Annotated in this window: 12 protein-coding genes and 2 pseudogenes; 9 read left to right on the top strand and 5 right to left on the bottom strand. The window is 61.8% G+C overall.

What is annotated here, in order from left to right:
* Nucleotides 1-111 precede the first annotated feature (111 nt).
* The 4 genes and pseudogenes from ACJ70B_RS18550 (at nucleotide 112) to ACJ70B_RS18535 (ending at nucleotide 2,739) form a co-directional block, all read left to right on the top strand.
* Nucleotides 112-1,686: a transposase gene (locus ACJ70B_RS18550; protein WP_408960506.1), complete on the top strand. Its 1,575-nt coding sequence runs from the start codon at nucleotides 112-114 to the stop codon at nucleotides 1,684-1,686.
* A complete protein-coding gene (locus ACJ70B_RS18545; RefSeq protein ID WP_408960505.1) occupies nucleotides 1,683-1,943 on the top strand; it encodes a hypothetical protein in 261 nt (86 codons plus the stop codon). The genes ACJ70B_RS18550 and ACJ70B_RS18545 overlap by 4 nt, the downstream gene beginning before the upstream one ends.
* 401 nt (nucleotides 1,944-2,344) lie before the next feature.
* Nucleotides 2,345-2,488: pseudogene (locus tag ACJ70B_RS18540) on the top strand (hypothetical protein); the annotation flags it as partial.
* The gene (locus ACJ70B_RS18535) at nucleotides 2,482-2,739 is read left to right on the top strand and encodes a DoxX family protein (protein ID WP_408960504.1); all 258 of its coding nucleotides are present in this window, start codon (nucleotides 2,482-2,484) and stop codon (nucleotides 2,737-2,739) included. The pseudogene ACJ70B_RS18540 and the gene ACJ70B_RS18535, both read left to right, overlap by 7 nt.
* A 225-nt stretch (nucleotides 2,740-2,964) precedes the next feature.
* Here ACJ70B_RS18535 and ACJ70B_RS18530 read toward each other — a convergent pair whose 3' ends face one another.
* Entirely contained in the window at nucleotides 2,965-3,600 is a 636-nt protein-coding gene (locus ACJ70B_RS18530) for a helix-turn-helix domain-containing protein (RefSeq protein ID WP_408960503.1), read from the bottom strand.
* Between the two features lie 146 nt (nucleotides 3,601-3,746).
* On the opposite strand from ACJ70B_RS18530, the gene ACJ70B_RS18525 reads away from it, so the two are divergent.
* Nucleotides 3,747-4,190, top strand: a complete 444-nt coding sequence (locus ACJ70B_RS18525) for an ester cyclase (RefSeq protein WP_408960502.1) — start codon at nucleotides 3,747-3,749, stop codon at nucleotides 4,188-4,190.
* 216 nt (nucleotides 4,191-4,406) lie between these two features.
* Nucleotides 4,407-6,215: an aldehyde ferredoxin oxidoreductase family protein gene (locus ACJ70B_RS18520; RefSeq protein ID WP_408960501.1), complete on the top strand. Its 1,809-nt coding sequence runs from the start codon at nucleotides 4,407-4,409 to the stop codon at nucleotides 6,213-6,215.
* An 18-nt stretch (nucleotides 6,216-6,233) separates the two neighbouring features.
* On the opposite strand, the gene ACJ70B_RS18515 is transcribed toward ACJ70B_RS18520, so the two are convergent.
* On the bottom strand, nucleotides 6,234-6,509 hold the full coding sequence (locus ACJ70B_RS18515) for a hypothetical protein (RefSeq protein WP_408960500.1): 276 nt from the start codon (nucleotides 6,507-6,509) through the stop codon (nucleotides 6,234-6,236).
* 356 nt (nucleotides 6,510-6,865) lie between these two features.
* On the opposite strand from ACJ70B_RS18515, the gene ACJ70B_RS18510 reads away from it, so the two are divergent.
* Both ACJ70B_RS18510 and fdhF read left to right on the top strand, forming a co-directional pair.
* Nucleotides 6,866-8,389, top strand: a complete 1,524-nt coding sequence (locus ACJ70B_RS18510) for an NADH-ubiquinone oxidoreductase-F iron-sulfur binding region domain-containing protein (protein WP_408960499.1) — start codon at nucleotides 6,866-6,868, stop codon at nucleotides 8,387-8,389.
* A complete protein-coding gene (fdhF, locus tag ACJ70B_RS18505) occupies nucleotides 8,386-11,712 on the top strand; it encodes a formate dehydrogenase subunit alpha (protein ID WP_408960498.1) in 3,327 nt (1,108 codons plus the stop codon). The genes ACJ70B_RS18510 and fdhF overlap by 4 nt, the downstream gene beginning before the upstream one ends.
* A 301-nt stretch (nucleotides 11,713-12,013) precedes the next feature.
* Here fdhF and ACJ70B_RS18500 read toward each other — a convergent pair whose 3' ends face one another.
* Complete coding sequence (locus ACJ70B_RS18500; RefSeq protein WP_408960497.1) at nucleotides 12,014-12,232, bottom strand: HalOD1 output domain-containing protein; 219 nt, start codon at nucleotides 12,230-12,232, stop codon at nucleotides 12,014-12,016.
* Between the two features lie 648 nt (nucleotides 12,233-12,880).
* Between ACJ70B_RS18500 and ACJ70B_RS18495 the strand changes: the two are divergent.
* A pseudogene (locus ACJ70B_RS18495) lies at nucleotides 12,881-13,090 on the top strand (hypothetical protein); the annotation flags it as partial.
* Between the two features lie 1,053 nt (nucleotides 13,091-14,143).
* Here ACJ70B_RS18495 and ACJ70B_RS18490 read toward each other — a convergent pair.
* Together ACJ70B_RS18490 and ACJ70B_RS18485 are read right to left on the bottom strand one after the other, a co-directional pair.
* Entirely contained in the window at nucleotides 14,144-14,452 is a 309-nt protein-coding gene (locus ACJ70B_RS18490) for a helix-turn-helix domain-containing protein (RefSeq protein WP_408960496.1), read from the bottom strand.
* Between the two features lie 142 nt (nucleotides 14,453-14,594).
* A complete protein-coding gene (locus tag ACJ70B_RS18485; protein ID WP_408960495.1) occupies nucleotides 14,595-14,762 on the bottom strand; it encodes a hypothetical protein in 168 nt (55 codons plus the stop codon).
* Nucleotides 14,763-15,138: the final 376 nt, after the last annotated feature.

Raw genomic sequence — 15,138 nt, 5'->3', positions numbered from 1 at the left:
GAGCAATCTGGTATTTCGATTGCAGACGCCAGACTGAATAAAGATATCGCGCTAGTAACTACTGGTAATCGAACGGAAAAATCAAGAGAGTGGACTGGTTCTGGTACGCGTGTGGACGAAGACGCCGAACGCGACCCGGAATCGCCTGGCGAAATAGCGAAGCGACGCGAGTTTGTTAGCGAACTCGACAGCGAATTCCGGGAGCGACGGCGAGAACTGGAGGAGAAGGCCGCCGCAGACCCGTGGGATTACTGGCCTGAAACCCACGATGACCGGTACAACGAGGCCGATTACGAGATTCCGCCGCTGTGGGAGCGTCTGGATTCGAACGCACGCCGGATTCGGCGGCGGATGGAACATACCGACATCTCGAACCCGCTCGCGGCCACTATCGGGAAGACACGGTTGTTCCCTCACTACTGGTCGCCCGGCGACAACGACGACCTGACTCGGAAACTCGACGGGAACGACGCCACCCGCGTCTACCTCTACCTCGACCTCTCCCCCATTGCCGAGTATCGAATCGCAGACCGGCTCAAGATCGGGGCTATTCAGAGCGAACTGGACATCGAGGACACGGTGAGCCAGTCTACGCTGAACCGGATGCCGGGGCGGATGGAGAAGGAACGTCGCTACTTCTACGCCAGCGAAACCGAGACGCTCGTGCGCCAGTGGCAGGGGACGCCGTTCGAGGATTGGGTGCGAGAACCGACGCCTGAGACCATTGCGCCCGACGGCGAGGGCGTCCCGCCGGTGCAGACGATTGTGCGCGAGCTGCGGTCAGAGACGTTCAAGTACATCCGGCTGAAGCGAGACGCCAGCACCGAGGTCTCGAAGGACGCGGCGATGCGCGTGTTGGTGGCCGCCGCGAACGGCAACGAGTTCGTGAACGATGCGGCGAAGAACCTCGAACTCAAGCCGTGGTATGACGGTTCTGAGATTCCGACCGGACAGACGCTCATTCACCACATCCGGAAGTCCTCCCGAGAGGAGATCACTCGGATGTTCATGGAGGCAAACGAGCCGCTATTCGAGATCGCCGACGATGACGAGTACGACTACTTCCCTGACAAGGCAGAAGTCGCCATCGACATCACGGACTGGCCATACTTCGGTGATCCAGACACTGACGAGTACGTTCGCGGGACGAAATCGGGCCGGAACTACGCGAGGGCGTGGAAGTACATCACGCTCTCGCTGGTCGGGACGGACACGCCACTCGTGCTGCTCGTTCTCCCCGTCAGGAAGCGCTCGGAGGCACCGCAGTACGTCCGGCGGCTCCTGCGGCTGGCAAGCCAGTACCTCGACCTCCACCGCGTCTACCTGGACGCCGGGACTGAGTTCTACAGCGAGGACACGATCTCCACGGTCAACGAGTTCGACCTGGAGCTGGTGATGCAGGGCCGAAAGGCCGGCTCAGACATCAAGCACCTGCTGAACGGCATGGGGCGGCTGGATATGGATTCGTCGTACTACCCCTACGGCGTCGGCGGCCTCGACGAGGATAACTACTACGCGGTGGGCATCAAGTCGGAGAAGAAGTCCCGACGTCGGAAATCTGAGCCTGATGAGCCGATGGACGACTACACGTACTTCTACACGAACCTCGATCCGACCGAGATACCGCCGGAGGAACTCGCCAGCGACTACCGCGGCGGTGGGGCATCGAGACCGGGTTCCGCGTGATCAAAGAGGAGTTCCTCCCGAAATCAGCGTCCCCGGATTCGAGGGTACGGACGTTCTACTTCAACTTCGCGGCCCACATGTACAACATCTGGACGGCAGCGAACATCCGGCGCGCGGAAGAACTCGATGCCGACCTGAGCAAGGAGAAGCAGTTCACTGCGGGACGGCTGATCCAGGCCATCGAAGACGACCCGTACGACCTCGAAATCCCGACCGAACCACCAGAAACCGGACATGTATTCGGCGAGTTGTTTTAGCGACCTCGAAGCCCTCTGAGACGGCTACTCAGTTTCAGGACGAGGGCTGAATAAAGAAACCGTATTACCAACAACTGGTATGAACACAGTCACCGCCACCGCCCACCACCTCCACGGTCCAAACTACTCACGGCCGATGGCCGGTTCGCTGCCGGGCTTTCGCCACAGCATGAGTCGGTGCCATGGTATTACTATCGTCGGGATGGTAACTGTAAACCTCGGTCATGGTCAATTGCAGTACGACAGAGGGATCCAAGCGTGGCTCGATACTGCCTGCGCTGCGGTGATCGGATGAGCGCCAAGACCTTAGCCGGAGGTCTCTCCCATCGCGTTTGCAAGAACGGGTTACATGATCAGCTGGTGAGGAATGGACTCCGGAACAAAATACACAAGGACAAACCATGACACTCATTACGTCCACCGCCTACATCGGTGTTAGTATTCTGACTATAATCGCTGTCGGCATCTCGGCGGCAGCTTTCTTTCGCCCCTCTGAGGCCATCCTCGAATCCATGGCCGAGGGAGACGTGAAAGAATCGTGGCTGCCTATACTGGGCGCCTTGAAAGCAGCGGGCGCGTTCGGACTGCTGATCGGTATCGGCGGTCAGTGCCAGCGATCGGGACGGCTGCCGCAGTCGGCCTCGTTGTATACTTTGTCGGTGCCGCCATCGTCCACATGTGCGCTGGCGACTACTCGGTCAGTGGGCAGCATGTATTCCTCCTGTTGGCCGTGGCCATACTGGTATTGGACCTAGGTGAACCACCCTTAGGCGAGGTCGTCATGGTCGAGGAGTAGGATCGTTTCGAGAGTCGGAGTGGCGACTTACGAAGATCGATTTAATCAACAAAACCGCTGGCATTGTCGGCTTCTGGGAACGGACGGAAACCCGAGATAGGACACTCGAACAGTGGGAGGGCTTCGTTAACTGTGCAGGCGCCGACGCATGGTAATTCAGTGAATTCGGACGACGAACTCCCGCCAGCGACTTCCTCGGAATCGGCGTTCGAGTCTCCAATCGAGTTACTCCGTCACTCCGTCGAGAAACGCCGGGATGATCCGACATTCGGCGCGATGGAGCAGCCGACTCGCAGCCGATTTGTGGATGTCCAGCGACGTCGCCAGTTCGGTGACGGTGCAGTTGCGAGGCGAGTTGTAGTAGCCTCGCTCAACTGCCTCGGTCACGATCTCCAACTGCCGCTCGGTGAGTAGCTCCGTCGGTTCGTACGACTGGCTCACCGACAGCACTTCGTAGGGAATACCGGCCGCCACCAACTCGTCCGTGTACCGGGAGAGTCGTTCGTGTTCGGCAACGAGCGTCACCGAGAACCAGCCGTCTCGGAGGATCGTGGGATAAACCGAGACGTTCTTCGATTTCGCGAGTGGATCGTAAGCCTTCGAATGCTCAGTGGTGAATCGAAGCAGGATCGTCTCCTCGTCTGCGTGGAGCACCTCCAGCGCGCGGGCTTCCGACGCGGTCTGAAACCGATCGACGACGGCACCTCCGCTCGAAGTTCTTGCTTCGAGTATCACTTGGGCACCGTCGTCGCGCACTCGCGTCGCCAGTATTCGAAACTCGTCGTCCGGAAACTCGCTGGAGATGGTAGCGAGCCACCCCCCAACCGCCGTCCCGTCGAGTTCGACCTGTATTCGGGGCATCGTATCGCGAGTACGGCGTCAGGAGGTTTTAAACATAGGAACATGTTTCTACGAATTCTCACGCCTGTCCACCATCTACGGGTTCACGTGGTCACGATGAATCTGCCAACCGACGACAGCACCGGAACCGAGGAGTATTACGGACGATGACAGACACAGCACTGACTCCCCGGGAGAAAGAACGTGAACGGCTCGCCCGCCGCATTCCCGAAGACATCTTCGGGGATGGGAATCTCGATCTACTCGACGAACTGTATGCCGCTGACGCCGTTGACCACAATGCGTTCGGTGATCAGGAGGGGCGGACGGCGATTCGGGAGTCCTACGAGGCCTTCCTCACGGCGTTTCCCGACGTTTCCCAGACCGTCGAGGACGTCGTCGTGGACGGAGACACAGTCGCGATGTTCATCACGAGTCGCGGAACGCACGAGGGGGCCCTCTGGGGCATCGAACCGACCGGGCGCGAGATCGAGGTCCAGCAGATGGCATTCGTCCGGTTCGAGGACGGTATGATCGCCGAACGGTGGTTCCTCCCAGATAACTTCAGTCTCCTCCACCAGCTCGAGATCGTCGACTTCCCGCCGTCGTAACGCGTTCTCTATCACTAGCATTCTCGGATTTCCCGAGGGCTGTCGACAGGCTCACTAGCGGATCCTCGGATTCGCTGGCGTTGACGCCCGGCGGAACTGGGGGTCAGAAGTGGCTAAACTCAATATCGACATTCTCTCGCGGGTGGACTAACCCTGAGTCCGGTCCGACACGGAAGTGGTTTAATCGCGTGGTCCAAAACGGGTGACGTGACACCGATGCGTGACCACATTCTCCGGGTCAACCTCACCGAGGGGAAGGTCGGTCACGAGCGAGTTCCGGAACGATGGCGACGCCGATTCCTTGGGGGGAAGGGTCTAGGTGCCCGCTATCTGTACGAGGAACTCAACGCCGGCACTGACCCGCTGGGACCGGACAACCTGCTCGCGTTCATGCTCGGCCCACTTTCGGGATACCTACCCGGCGAGACTCGGTACGCAGCGGTCACAAAATCGCCGCTGACCGGCGGATTCCTAGACTCCTACGCCGGCGGGCAGTTCCCTGTCCGCCTCGCAGGTTCCCTCCCGAACTGCCTCGGAGTTCTCATTACGGGACGCGCAGACGAATCAGTCGCGGTCCACGTACGCAAGGACGGTGCTGATATCGTCGCCGAACCGGACCTCGCGGGCACCGATGCCGAAGCGGTCGCGGACGCGTTCCCGGACGCCGCAGTCGCGTGCGCCGGCCCCGCAGGCGAACGGGAGGTCAGATACGCGACGATCGCCTCAGACGGTGGCGACCACCACGCGGGCCGCGGCGGCGCGGGTGCCGTCATGGGCGCGAAGAACCTGAAAGCGGTCGTCGTTCACGGCGAGACGGGCGACCCGTCCGCCGATCTCGCGCGACTCCGCGACGAGTACGCAGAAACGTACGGGGAACACGACACCGGCCGCTGGTTGGCCGCTGGCGCGACGATAGAGAGCCTCGACTTCGCCGACGAGACGGACTTGCTCGCGGTATGTGGCTGGCAGGAGACGGAGTTCGAGGGGGCCGAAGCCATCGGCGTTGAGGCCGCCAAGGAGGCCGCCGTGGAACGTGAGTACCCCGATGGAGACCACCCCGGCGGATTTCGGGTCAAGACAGACGAGGGCGAGACCGTCCCTCGCGGCGCGACAGCGATGACGCTCGGAGCGGGTCTCGGCATCGACAACTTTGACGATGTCGCAGCGCTGGGTGCGCTCTGCGACCGCTTCGGAATGGACGTCATCAGCGTCGGAAACGCGGTCGCTTGGGCGATTCGAGCCGCCGAAGCCGATTACGTGGAGTTCGACGTGTCGTTCGGCGACGCCGCCACCGCGGCGTCACTGATAAAGCGAATCGCCGCACGCGAGGGGCCGGTCGCAGACGCGCTGGCCGATGGTGTCGCCGTCGCCGCCGAACGGTACGGCGGCGAGGAACTCGTCCCGACCGTGAAGTCGATGGCCGTGCCCTCCTACGACCCTCGGCGGGCCGGCAGCATGGCGCTGGCCTATGCGACGAGCGACCGCGGTGGCTGTCACCGCCGCGCCCGGCCGTTCGAGAAGGAGGTCTTCGACGGGGAGTGGTCGCTCAAAAAGCAGGTTCGGTCGGTCATCACCCCACAGAACGTTCGATCTGTCCTCTGGAGCCTCCCGGCCGACGATTTCCTCGGCGAGACATTCGACGACCTCGGTGCTGAATGGCTGGCAGCGCTCGGCCGGGAGTACGATTCCGAGGAACTCTACCGACTCGGCGAGCGCGTCTGGACGCTCGTCCGCCTGTTCAACGTCCGCGAGGGATTCGACCGGGCGGACGACAGTCTCCCCGCACGGTTTCAGAAGCCGCTTCCCGACGGGGAAGGACGGAGAGTCCGAGTCGACCCCGACGACTTCGAGCGGGCACTCGACCGGTACTACGCCGCTCGGGGCTGGGACCCGGACGGTCGCCCGTTCGCGGAGACGCTCGACAGACTCGACCTAGACGGTGTCGTCGACGACGAGACGCCGGTCGGCGAGCGCGCCGCCGGCGCCGGGTCGGCATCCTCGGAAGGGATCGGATCTACCGAGTAAACGGTGAGTCGGCGCAGGTTAGCGAAGCTGCATCTCTTGGGCGCGCTCGGCCGCGAGGTCGGTGATCTCGTCGATGCTGCTGTCGGAGCGGTCCGCAAGCACCCGGAGCATCATCCCCAACTGGACAGCGGCCATCTCGCGCAGTTCCTCGGCGTCCTCGGTGTCGTTCCCGAAGTAGTACTCGTGCTGACCGTCCTCGTGGACGAGTCCGGCGTACACCGAGACGAGGTCCTCCTCAACGACCGCTTCGGCGGCCTGCTCCTGGAGTTCATCGAATCGTGGGTTACTCATCATCACTGTAAACGGAACCGCACCCTCTCAACCCTTCGAAAGCGCCGCTCGCCAGAGGGTTCGACGGTGCGAGCTGACGGCGAGGCAGAAGGGTTAGGTGTCCGAGAGTGCTACGCGCGACTGATGTCGAAGCGATTGTCTGCGTTGCCCGGTGGCGTTCTCGTCGCCGCAGTCGCGGTCTGGCTAGTGCGTGACGACGACCCGGCCCTCGAACCGCCGTTCTGAGTCGTTGCTACCGTCGGACGGCGTACATAATGGTGAATAAGTTGAAATTATGGCCGGCATTATGGTGTGTTTTTGCCGCTTTTCGTAGGAATCCTTCGTGTATTTTTAGTTTCCTCGCTACAAGGAGGGTACCGATGACGAATGTCAACGGAGCTGTTGGCCGTTCGCCGGTCGTTCGCGTCTCGGCAGACGTGACAGCTGCCAGCGGAGACCGGGTCTTTAGTGCGGCCCGCGACGCGGTGAACTCTCTCCCTGTCGTGCGGACGGGACCGAGCGGCATCTCCGAACTCGAACCGCTTGTCTTGGCGACCGAGGGGGGTGAGACTGGTATCTTCGCGTCCCCCGACCCCTCGACCGTCCGCGACCTCGTGGCGGAGTTCGAGTCAGACGGGCTACCGACGAAGGAAGCCGACGCCGTCGTTGAACACGACCCGGAGACGGAGTCGCTCCCGGTTCCGGCGGACGGTCCGCTGTCGGTCGGACGGCGGCACGCGCTCGGCCCCTGTGGGTGGGTTGACCCGCTTGACCCGTCCGAATGCGCGCTCGCCTCGACCGAGCGCGACGCGGGTGCCGTCGCGGACCTCGGCCTCCTCGGCCGCGGCAGAGGCGATGCCTCCGCGGACGACCCCGTCGACGAGGCGTGGGAGCGCGCCCGCGAGACCGACGGCGACCCCGTCGTCGTCGTGAACGCCAACGAGACCGACGACCGACCGCGGGCTGATCGGACGCTGCTCGCCGGCACACCGATGTCGGTCTTCGATGGCGCGGCAGCGGTCGCAGAGTACGTGGACGCTGGGGACGTAATCGTCTACCTGAACGAGAGCGACACCGAGCTTCAGCGCCACATCCGGCAGGCCGTCGAGGCGGCTGAAGCCGAGCTATCTACGGCCATCCAGATAGTCGCCGGTCCCGACGAGTACCGGGCCGGCGCGCCGACCGCGGCGCTGGAGGCGATGGAAGGCGCGGACCGAATCGAACCGCGTATCCAGCCACCGACGCCCGCCGAATACGGGCTCCACGGTCGCCCGACGGTCGTACACACGCCGCGGACGTTCGCTCAGGTCCGGCGGGCGCTCAGTGAACCTGGGGCGTTCAATGCGGACGACGCCGACCCCGGAACCCGCCTCGTGACCGTCACCGGCGACGTGGATACTCCGGCGACTGTGGAGTTAGCGTCCACCAACAGTCTCACGGACGTGCGAGACGCCGTCCAGATGGACGGATCCTTCAAGATGGCCTGCGTCGGGGGCGTCTTCGGCGGCATTACTGCCGATCTGGACGTACCGCCGACCGCACAAGCGCTCGACGCTGCACACCTCGGGACGAACGGCGTCGTGGAGCTTTTGTCCGACGGTCACTGTGTCGTCGCGGACGCGGGCCAGCGAGCCAAGTTCGCGTCGACGGCCAACAGTGGTCGATGCGTGCCAGGACGAGAGGGAACGAAGCAACTCACCGAACTGCTACGCGAAGTGTATCAGGGTTCGTTGCGGACGGACGACATCCGCGAACTCGGTCGCGTCATGCGTCGAACGAGCAACTGCCGGATCGGCGCGCACGCGCCCCGTCCGGTGATGACCGCGATGGACGAGTTCGAACTGGAGTTCCGAGCCCACGCTGACGGTCGCTGTCCAAGCGGCACTTGTGAGGAAAAACTATGAGTACCGACGAGCCACTTCCAGGAGTACCAGACGTCGACGATCCGCAGTCACAGACACCGGTCACCGCGGAGTTCGAAACCGGGACCGCGAACGACCCAGACGTCGGCACGGACGCTGACCAGGCGCCGACACTCACCGTCAACGGACAGTCGGTCACCGTCCCGTCCGGCTCTACTATCATCGACGCGATGCAAGCCGTTGATGACGGGACCGTGTCCGTCGAATCAGGATCCGACGGCGTCGAGGGAGACGCCGACGTCCCCGCATTGTGTCACTACGACCGGGAGGGGGACGCGAGCGACGAAATCGGCCCGCGGAGCGAGTGTCGCACCTGCATGGTCGAGACCGAGGAGCACGGTCTCGTCCCCTCCTGTTCGTTCCCGGCGGAAGAGGGGCTGACCGTCGAGACCGACACGCCCGACGCCGAGGAGAGCCGGAGCGTCAACCTCGATCTGGTCCTCTCGAACCACAATCTCCGGTGTACCACCTGCAACGGCAACGGGCGGTGCGAGCTACAGGAGACCGCCATCAGCGAGGGCGTCAACCATCCGCGCTACGGCGTGTTCGACGACCGCGACGAATACGAACCCATCGACGACACCTCGTCGTTCATCCAGATCGACCGCAACAAGTGCATCCTCTGCAACCGGTGCGTCGAGGGCTGTAACGACGTGCAGGTCGAGGGCGTCCTCCGGATGGAAGGCCACGGCGAGGACACCCGCATCGGCTTCCAGTCCGACGCCGAGACGATGGCCGACTCGGCGTGCGTCTCCTGCGGTCACTGCGCGACCGTCTGTCCGACAGGTGCGCTCACCGAGAAGGGCATCGACGGGGCCGGGACGCTCCCGCTCCCCGGATTCACCCACCGCAACTCCATCGGGACGGTCATCGAGGGCGAGGCGGCCGAGACGCTCGACGACACGTCCGCGCCGAACCGCTCGCCCGACCCCAGCGGCGACGATTCGCCTGCGAGTACGGCCGCGGCCGGCGAGGAGACCGGCCTCTCGGACTTCATGGACCGGGCGCGCGAGCGCGCCGTGGACGCGGCCACCGAGTACGGCCGCAAGGCGGTGCTGGCCGGCGAGCACACCGCCGAGAGCATCGCGACGAGCACGCTGTCGGAGGGCCAGATGTTCGACATCGCCGACGTCGTCGGCGACCGCCGACTCGACGGTCTCGACCGCGAGGAGACGACCTGCGGGTTCTGCGCGGTCGGCTGCCGGTTCGAGATGGTGGGCAAGGACGGCGAGGCGCTCGGCGTCGAACCGGTCGACGACGCCGACGCGGCCCCCGCCAACGACTTCTCGACCTGCGTCAAGGGCAAGTTCGGCCACGAGTTCGCCAACAGCGACCAGCGACTCACCAAACCGCTCGTCCGCAACGACGACGGCGAGTTCGAACCGGCGTCCTGGGACGAGGCGCTCGACCTCGTGGCCGAGAACCTGCGAGCAATCCAGGACGAACACGGCGTAGACGCCGTCAGCAGCCTCGCCTCGTCGAAGGGCAGCAACGAGGAGGCCTACCTCGTCCAGAAGTTCGCGCGGCAGGTGCTGGGGACGAAGAACATCGACAACTGCGCCCGCCTGTGTCACTCCTCGACGGTGGCGGCGCTCCAGCAGACGCTGGGCTACGGCGCGATGACCAACCGCATCAACGAGGACATCGGCGAGGCCGACGCCTACCTCGTCACGGGGTCGAACACCACCGAGTCCCATCCGGTGCTGGCGACCCGCATCAAGCAGAACGTCCGCGACGGCGCGGACCTGGTCGTGTTCGACCCGCGGAAGGTCGGCATCGCCGAGCACGCCGACCAGTACACCCGGACCGAACCGGGCTACGACGTCGCCTGGATAAACGGCCTCATCCGATACGTCGTCGAACACGACCTCTACGACGAGGAGTTCGTCGAACGCAACACAAAGCACTTCGACGAACTGACCGAGAAGGTCGAGACCTACACGCCCGAGCGGGTTGAGGAACTGGCCGGCGTGCCGGCGGACGAACTCCGGTCGGCCGCGGAGACGCTGGGTACCGCGGAGGACGTCGTCTTCGGCTGGGCGATGGGGATGACCCAGTCCAGCCACGGCACCCGGAACGTGCTCGCGCTCGCGAACCTCGCGCTGGTTCTCGGACAGGTCGGGAAGCCCGGTGCCGGCCTCTCCCCGTTCCGCGGTCAGAACAACGTCCAGGGCGGCGGCGGCGACATGGGGACGCTCCCCGGCAGCCTGCCCGGCTATCAGGACCCGTCCGACGACGAGGTCCGCGAGAAGTTCGCCGACGTGTGGGGCGAACGCCCGCCGGAGGGCCCCGGACTCCAGGCCCCGGAGATGTTCGACGAGGTCCACGAAGGGAACCTGCGCGGGATGTACGTCGTCGGCGAGAACCCCGCGGTCTCCGAACCCGACATCGAGCACGCCGCCAAGGCCCTGTTGGAACTCGACTTCCTCGTCGTCCAGGATATCTTCATGACCGAGACGGCCGAGTACGCCGACGTGATACTCCCGGCGGCGACCTCGCCGGAGAAAACCGGCACGTTCACCAACACGGAGCGCCGCGTCCAGCGCGTCCGGGCGACGGCCGATCCGCCGGGGGAGGCGCGTCAGGACTGGAAAATAACGCAGGAACTCGCGAACCGCCTCGGCTATGACTGGGACTACGACCATCCCCGGGAGATTATGGACGAGATCAGCGACCTAACACCAATATACGGGGGCGTCAGCTACGACCGCCTCGAAGGGGGTGACGAGCACGGTCTCCAGTGGCCGTGCTGGAACGAGGACCATCCCGGGACACCGTATCTCTACGACTACGAGGACGGAAACTTCAACTTCGACGACGGCCTTGCCCGTTTCGTCCCGGCGGACGGCGGCCACCCCGGCGAGGTGCCCGATGAGGAGTATCCGCTGACGCTCACCTCTGGTCGGGTACTCTACCACTGGCACACCGGGCAGATTACACGGCGCGTCGAGGGACTAATGGGTCACGTCGGCGAGAGCTTCGTCGAGATACACCCTGAGACAGCCGACCACCTCGACGTCTCCGACGGCGAGTACGTCCGCGTGGAATCGCGACGCGGCGACATCGTCGTTAAGACACAGGTGACCGAGCGCGTCGGCGAGGGAACGCTGTTCATCCCGATGCACTTTGCCGCGGGTGCGGTCAACAAGCTCACGCAGGAGACCTTCGACCCACAGTCCGGAATTCCCGAGTACAAGGTGTCCAGCGTGCGCGTCGAACCGCTTGGTCCGGACACGGACGTCAAGGTACTTCAGACGCCCGATGTCGGAACAGGGGGCGACGGTGTAGCGACCGGCGACGACTGACCGAGAGTCCCTGAGAAGTACTCCCACGTCGTTCGCGCGAACGACCCTTTACTCGGTCGGCCGCTGACTGTCACTGAGAAAAGAGATGGGAGGTCAAGGATTTTCAGCGCCACCAGAGTGAGTACGCAAATCTCCTACTCGCTATTTGCGAATAATTAGTAATGGACCGAGAGCCGAGAACGAACGTTTCGAGCACTGAGTGTTCTGAACCTCGATTATCGCCGGACAATGGCGGCCAAACAGTCTGGACACGAGGGAAAAGGGCAGTGAGTGGTTGTTCGGTAACCGTCCTAAGAGGCTATCACTGCACCTCGCCGATCACCGTCACCTCGTGCGAGTCGGGGCCAATTGCAACGCGATAGCCAACGTAGTCGAAGCGGACAACGATGTCCGTACTCGACTCGAGCAACGAGGTGGCGGCCTCGGGGTCGACGGCCTCGTATAGCGGTGGAAGCGCCGTCGGATCGCAGCCCTCACGGACCGAGATACGTTCGAGTACCGTTGTGAGAGTTGGATGCATCGTAGTCAAGATCGGACGTAGTCGGCAGTTCGATGATCGATACCGTGAATGTCATCTCGCAGTTCGGACATGCGACCGTGCTATCAGACGGAGTCGCATCGATGTCAATGCCACAATCGCAATGGATGGTGATATTCAGGACCATAGTTCTCCAGTTAGCGGCCCCAGCATCGCAGAATACAATCCACCGAGAGACTCGAGTGCCGTCGCCACTGATCCGACGGGACGTCGGCACATCTTTATTTCGCCAATTCAAACGATGGATTGCTCCCGCTACGCGGGGGCTGGTGTATGAGCCGGAGCGAGGTGCCAGCCAAGCACTCCGGCTCAGCGCACTTTCGTGCGCGCCTATAAGTTACTCAATCAATCCTAAAGAGCGTTAGGATACCGACTGGTTTACCCGATCGGGGCCGGTTCACTGACGGAATCAGGATCCCCGTAGTGCCCGGTGGGTCGTGTCCAAACACGGTACCTACACAGCGATATCTGCCAGTCCTAACTGGTCGTGAGTTCTGATTTACTGGTTACTCGAGACAGTAGTATGGCGCTGTACCAGACAACAGGGATCGTCTCACTTCTCGAGTTCGCAGTGAAGAGATCCGTCGCAGCCAAGTGGACGGGTTTGAGGATCTCTCTAGTGCGGTTTATATGGTTTCACAGGGGTGGATACTACGGACAGAGTATCTGACACTGTCGGAGTTCACAGAAGGCAACGCAGACAACTCAAGGACGACCGAGACACCGACCGAAGAGATGGTGACGATAACCGCTGACAAGCAGGTTGCAACGTATCTGATCTTCGATCAGATGACGGACCTCATAGATGCAATCCGTGAGGCAGTCCAAAACGGTATTGACCGCATCGAGTACCCGATACGGGGGTTCGATGTCTCGCTCCTGAAGTTGGTCCACGATCCGATCAATGTTCCGCACGTCTTGTTCTCGGTGGATAGCCGCGGACAGTTGTAGTCGATCGTGATCCACCTCAACGTCGTACTCGCTCGGTCCATCATGGTCCGTCTGCTCTAGAAACGGTCTCCGCGGATCGGCGAGGAGTCCATCCATCATCCGAGAGAGGGACTGCTGGAGCCTGCTCTCGTACTCCTCCAGGGTTGCGTACGTGAAGTACCCTGTCTCTCGGCACTCCTCCCTGAAGTCCTGAACGGCCGTATACGATTCTGGATCAAGTTTGCTCGTTGGGACGTTCTGCTCGGAGAATCCGATTATCGACGGTGTCTCTCCCTCGAGTGCGAGCCGTCGTATCGTATCAGCGAGGGTTGTTCCACCCGTTCTCGTGTCGTTGGCAGTCGTCCAGAACGTCCCTAGAACCGCGTCGATCTCTTCCTCAAGATCGGCCTTAAATTGATAATGACGTCTTTTGAGATAGTTCGCTCTTGGTCAATATCGTCGGCCATGGCGAGGAGGGCCCGGTAGACGGTGGCTTCAGTCGGCATGTTTGTTTCCAATACTAACCGATATGCAAAATGAATGGCGGGTTGTAGTGCAGAAAGAGAGGATGCCATAGAATGGCTCTCAGATCCCCTTTACTCAATAACGGTAAGTACAACAGAAGCAGTTGCCGCAGTGAACATCGCTGTCCTCGTTAGCTGCTAAAATCAGTATGCTAGGTTCAGGGCAGGCGGGTAATGGAGCGACGATTGATTTACCCGAGAGAGAACAAAAACTGCGTGCTGAATATAGGGACTGGACTCAGCAGACGGACAGCTCCAAAGGATCGCTGCATCATGGCGACACGGAAGTCACTCGAGCTACTTGGAACCGGTCTGCTGAACGCAGAGAAGTCGGCTATATCTGTGAAAATTCAGAACGAATTAGTTAACATTAATTCAGTGATTTCCAGGCAGTAGCAGCCACGGTGAGTTAGAGTTTCCGCGACTACAGCCGGGGAGGTCACTCACTATAAGACTCAATTCGGTCATGGGCCTGTGCCGCCCACCGATCGATGGACGAGTGCATTAGCGTCTTGGCCTCCGGAAGCAGGGTCGGAAAGTGCTGGTAGACATATCCACCACCATCCAATATCTTCCGATCGCGCTGAACGAGTCCCGTCTCGGAAAGCGTCGAAAGGGATCGGTTTACGCTGCTCTGATCGCGGTTGAGGTCTCCGGCCAGTTCGGTCGTCGTGCTTCCCGGCGCCTCGAGAAGCGCAAAGTAGGTGCGACGCTCGTGACTATTGATCCCGAGCACGCACTCGAGCACCTGGCCGAATTCTGGATTGTCGATACGAACAGGTTCAGTTACTTCCGTATGCTGATCAGCCGGGGCCGACGCCGACGTTTCGGGTTGACGGTGTCCTGTCGGCTGTACACTTCCAGTACCGGTACTACCACTCCACGGTCTCTCACTCATGGGACGGCACCTCGAGTCCGCCGGCGACGTCTGGCTCCCGATCTGACGTCGCGAGTCTGTATCGCTCGAGGCAGGATCGCATCTCTTCCGTCGTACCATATTTGAGGAGTTTGACGGGCGTATCACAGTAGTACGTCTCATCGTGCTTGCGAATGACCATTCGAACCGATTTCCCAAGAAGGTCGATCTCGATTACGACTCGATTCCCGTGTCGACCTCATCGAGAATCTCCGTCACGGTCAGCTCTCCTCGCTGGACGTAGAGTGTGTCAGTCATCTGTAGCACTATCGAGTAACGATCAGCGGGTTGAGTCTTCCAATCCGGGTTGTTCTGCTGCGTTCTACCGAAGCCACAAATCTCTGCGCTATCAATTTCGATGGTTCAAGCCACAATTGCATCATCCGGTGATCATCTCACATATCCCTTCGTCGGGCCAGCATCAAATAGTATCAGGTAACCGAGTGGTAACTCCGTTTCGGCGGCAAGAATTAGCACCCGAGTGAACGCCGATGCGATCGAGTCACATCTCACTCGGC

Source organism: Natrinema sp. 74, assembly GCF_046097095.1.
Lineage (GTDB): Archaea > Halobacteriota > Halobacteria > Halobacteriales > Natrialbaceae > Natrinema.
The sequence above is the reverse complement of the archived record's forward strand: the minus strand, read 5'-3'. Positions and strand labels throughout refer to the sequence as shown.

Excerpts from the sequence above, each read along its gene's own strand:
- ACJ70B_RS18530 (WP_408960503.1), bottom strand. The coding sequence starts at position 3,600 with ATGCCCCGAATACAGGTCGAACTCGACGGGACGGCGGTTGGGGGGTGG.
- ACJ70B_RS18525 (WP_408960502.1), top strand. The coding sequence starts at position 3,747 with ATGACAGACACAGCACTGACTCCCCGGGAGAAAGAACGTGAACGGCTC.
- ACJ70B_RS18520 (WP_408960501.1), top strand. The coding sequence starts at position 4,407 with ATGCGTGACCACATTCTCCGGGTCAACCTCACCGAGGGGAAGGTCGGT.
- ACJ70B_RS18515 (WP_408960500.1), bottom strand. The coding sequence starts at position 6,509 with ATGATGAGTAACCCACGATTCGATGAACTCCAGGAGCAGGCCGCCGAA.
- ACJ70B_RS18510 (WP_408960499.1), top strand. The coding sequence starts at position 6,866 with ATGACGAATGTCAACGGAGCTGTTGGCCGTTCGCCGGTCGTTCGCGTC.
- fdhF (WP_408960498.1), top strand. The coding sequence starts at position 8,386 with ATGAGTACCGACGAGCCACTTCCAGGAGTACCAGACGTCGACGATCCG.
- ACJ70B_RS18500 (WP_408960497.1), bottom strand. The coding sequence starts at position 12,232 with ATGCATCCAACTCTCACAACGGTACTCGAACGTATCTCGGTCCGTGAG.
- ACJ70B_RS18485 (WP_408960495.1), bottom strand. The coding sequence starts at position 14,762 with ATGGTCATTCGCAAGCACGATGAGACGTACTACTGTGATACGCCCGTC.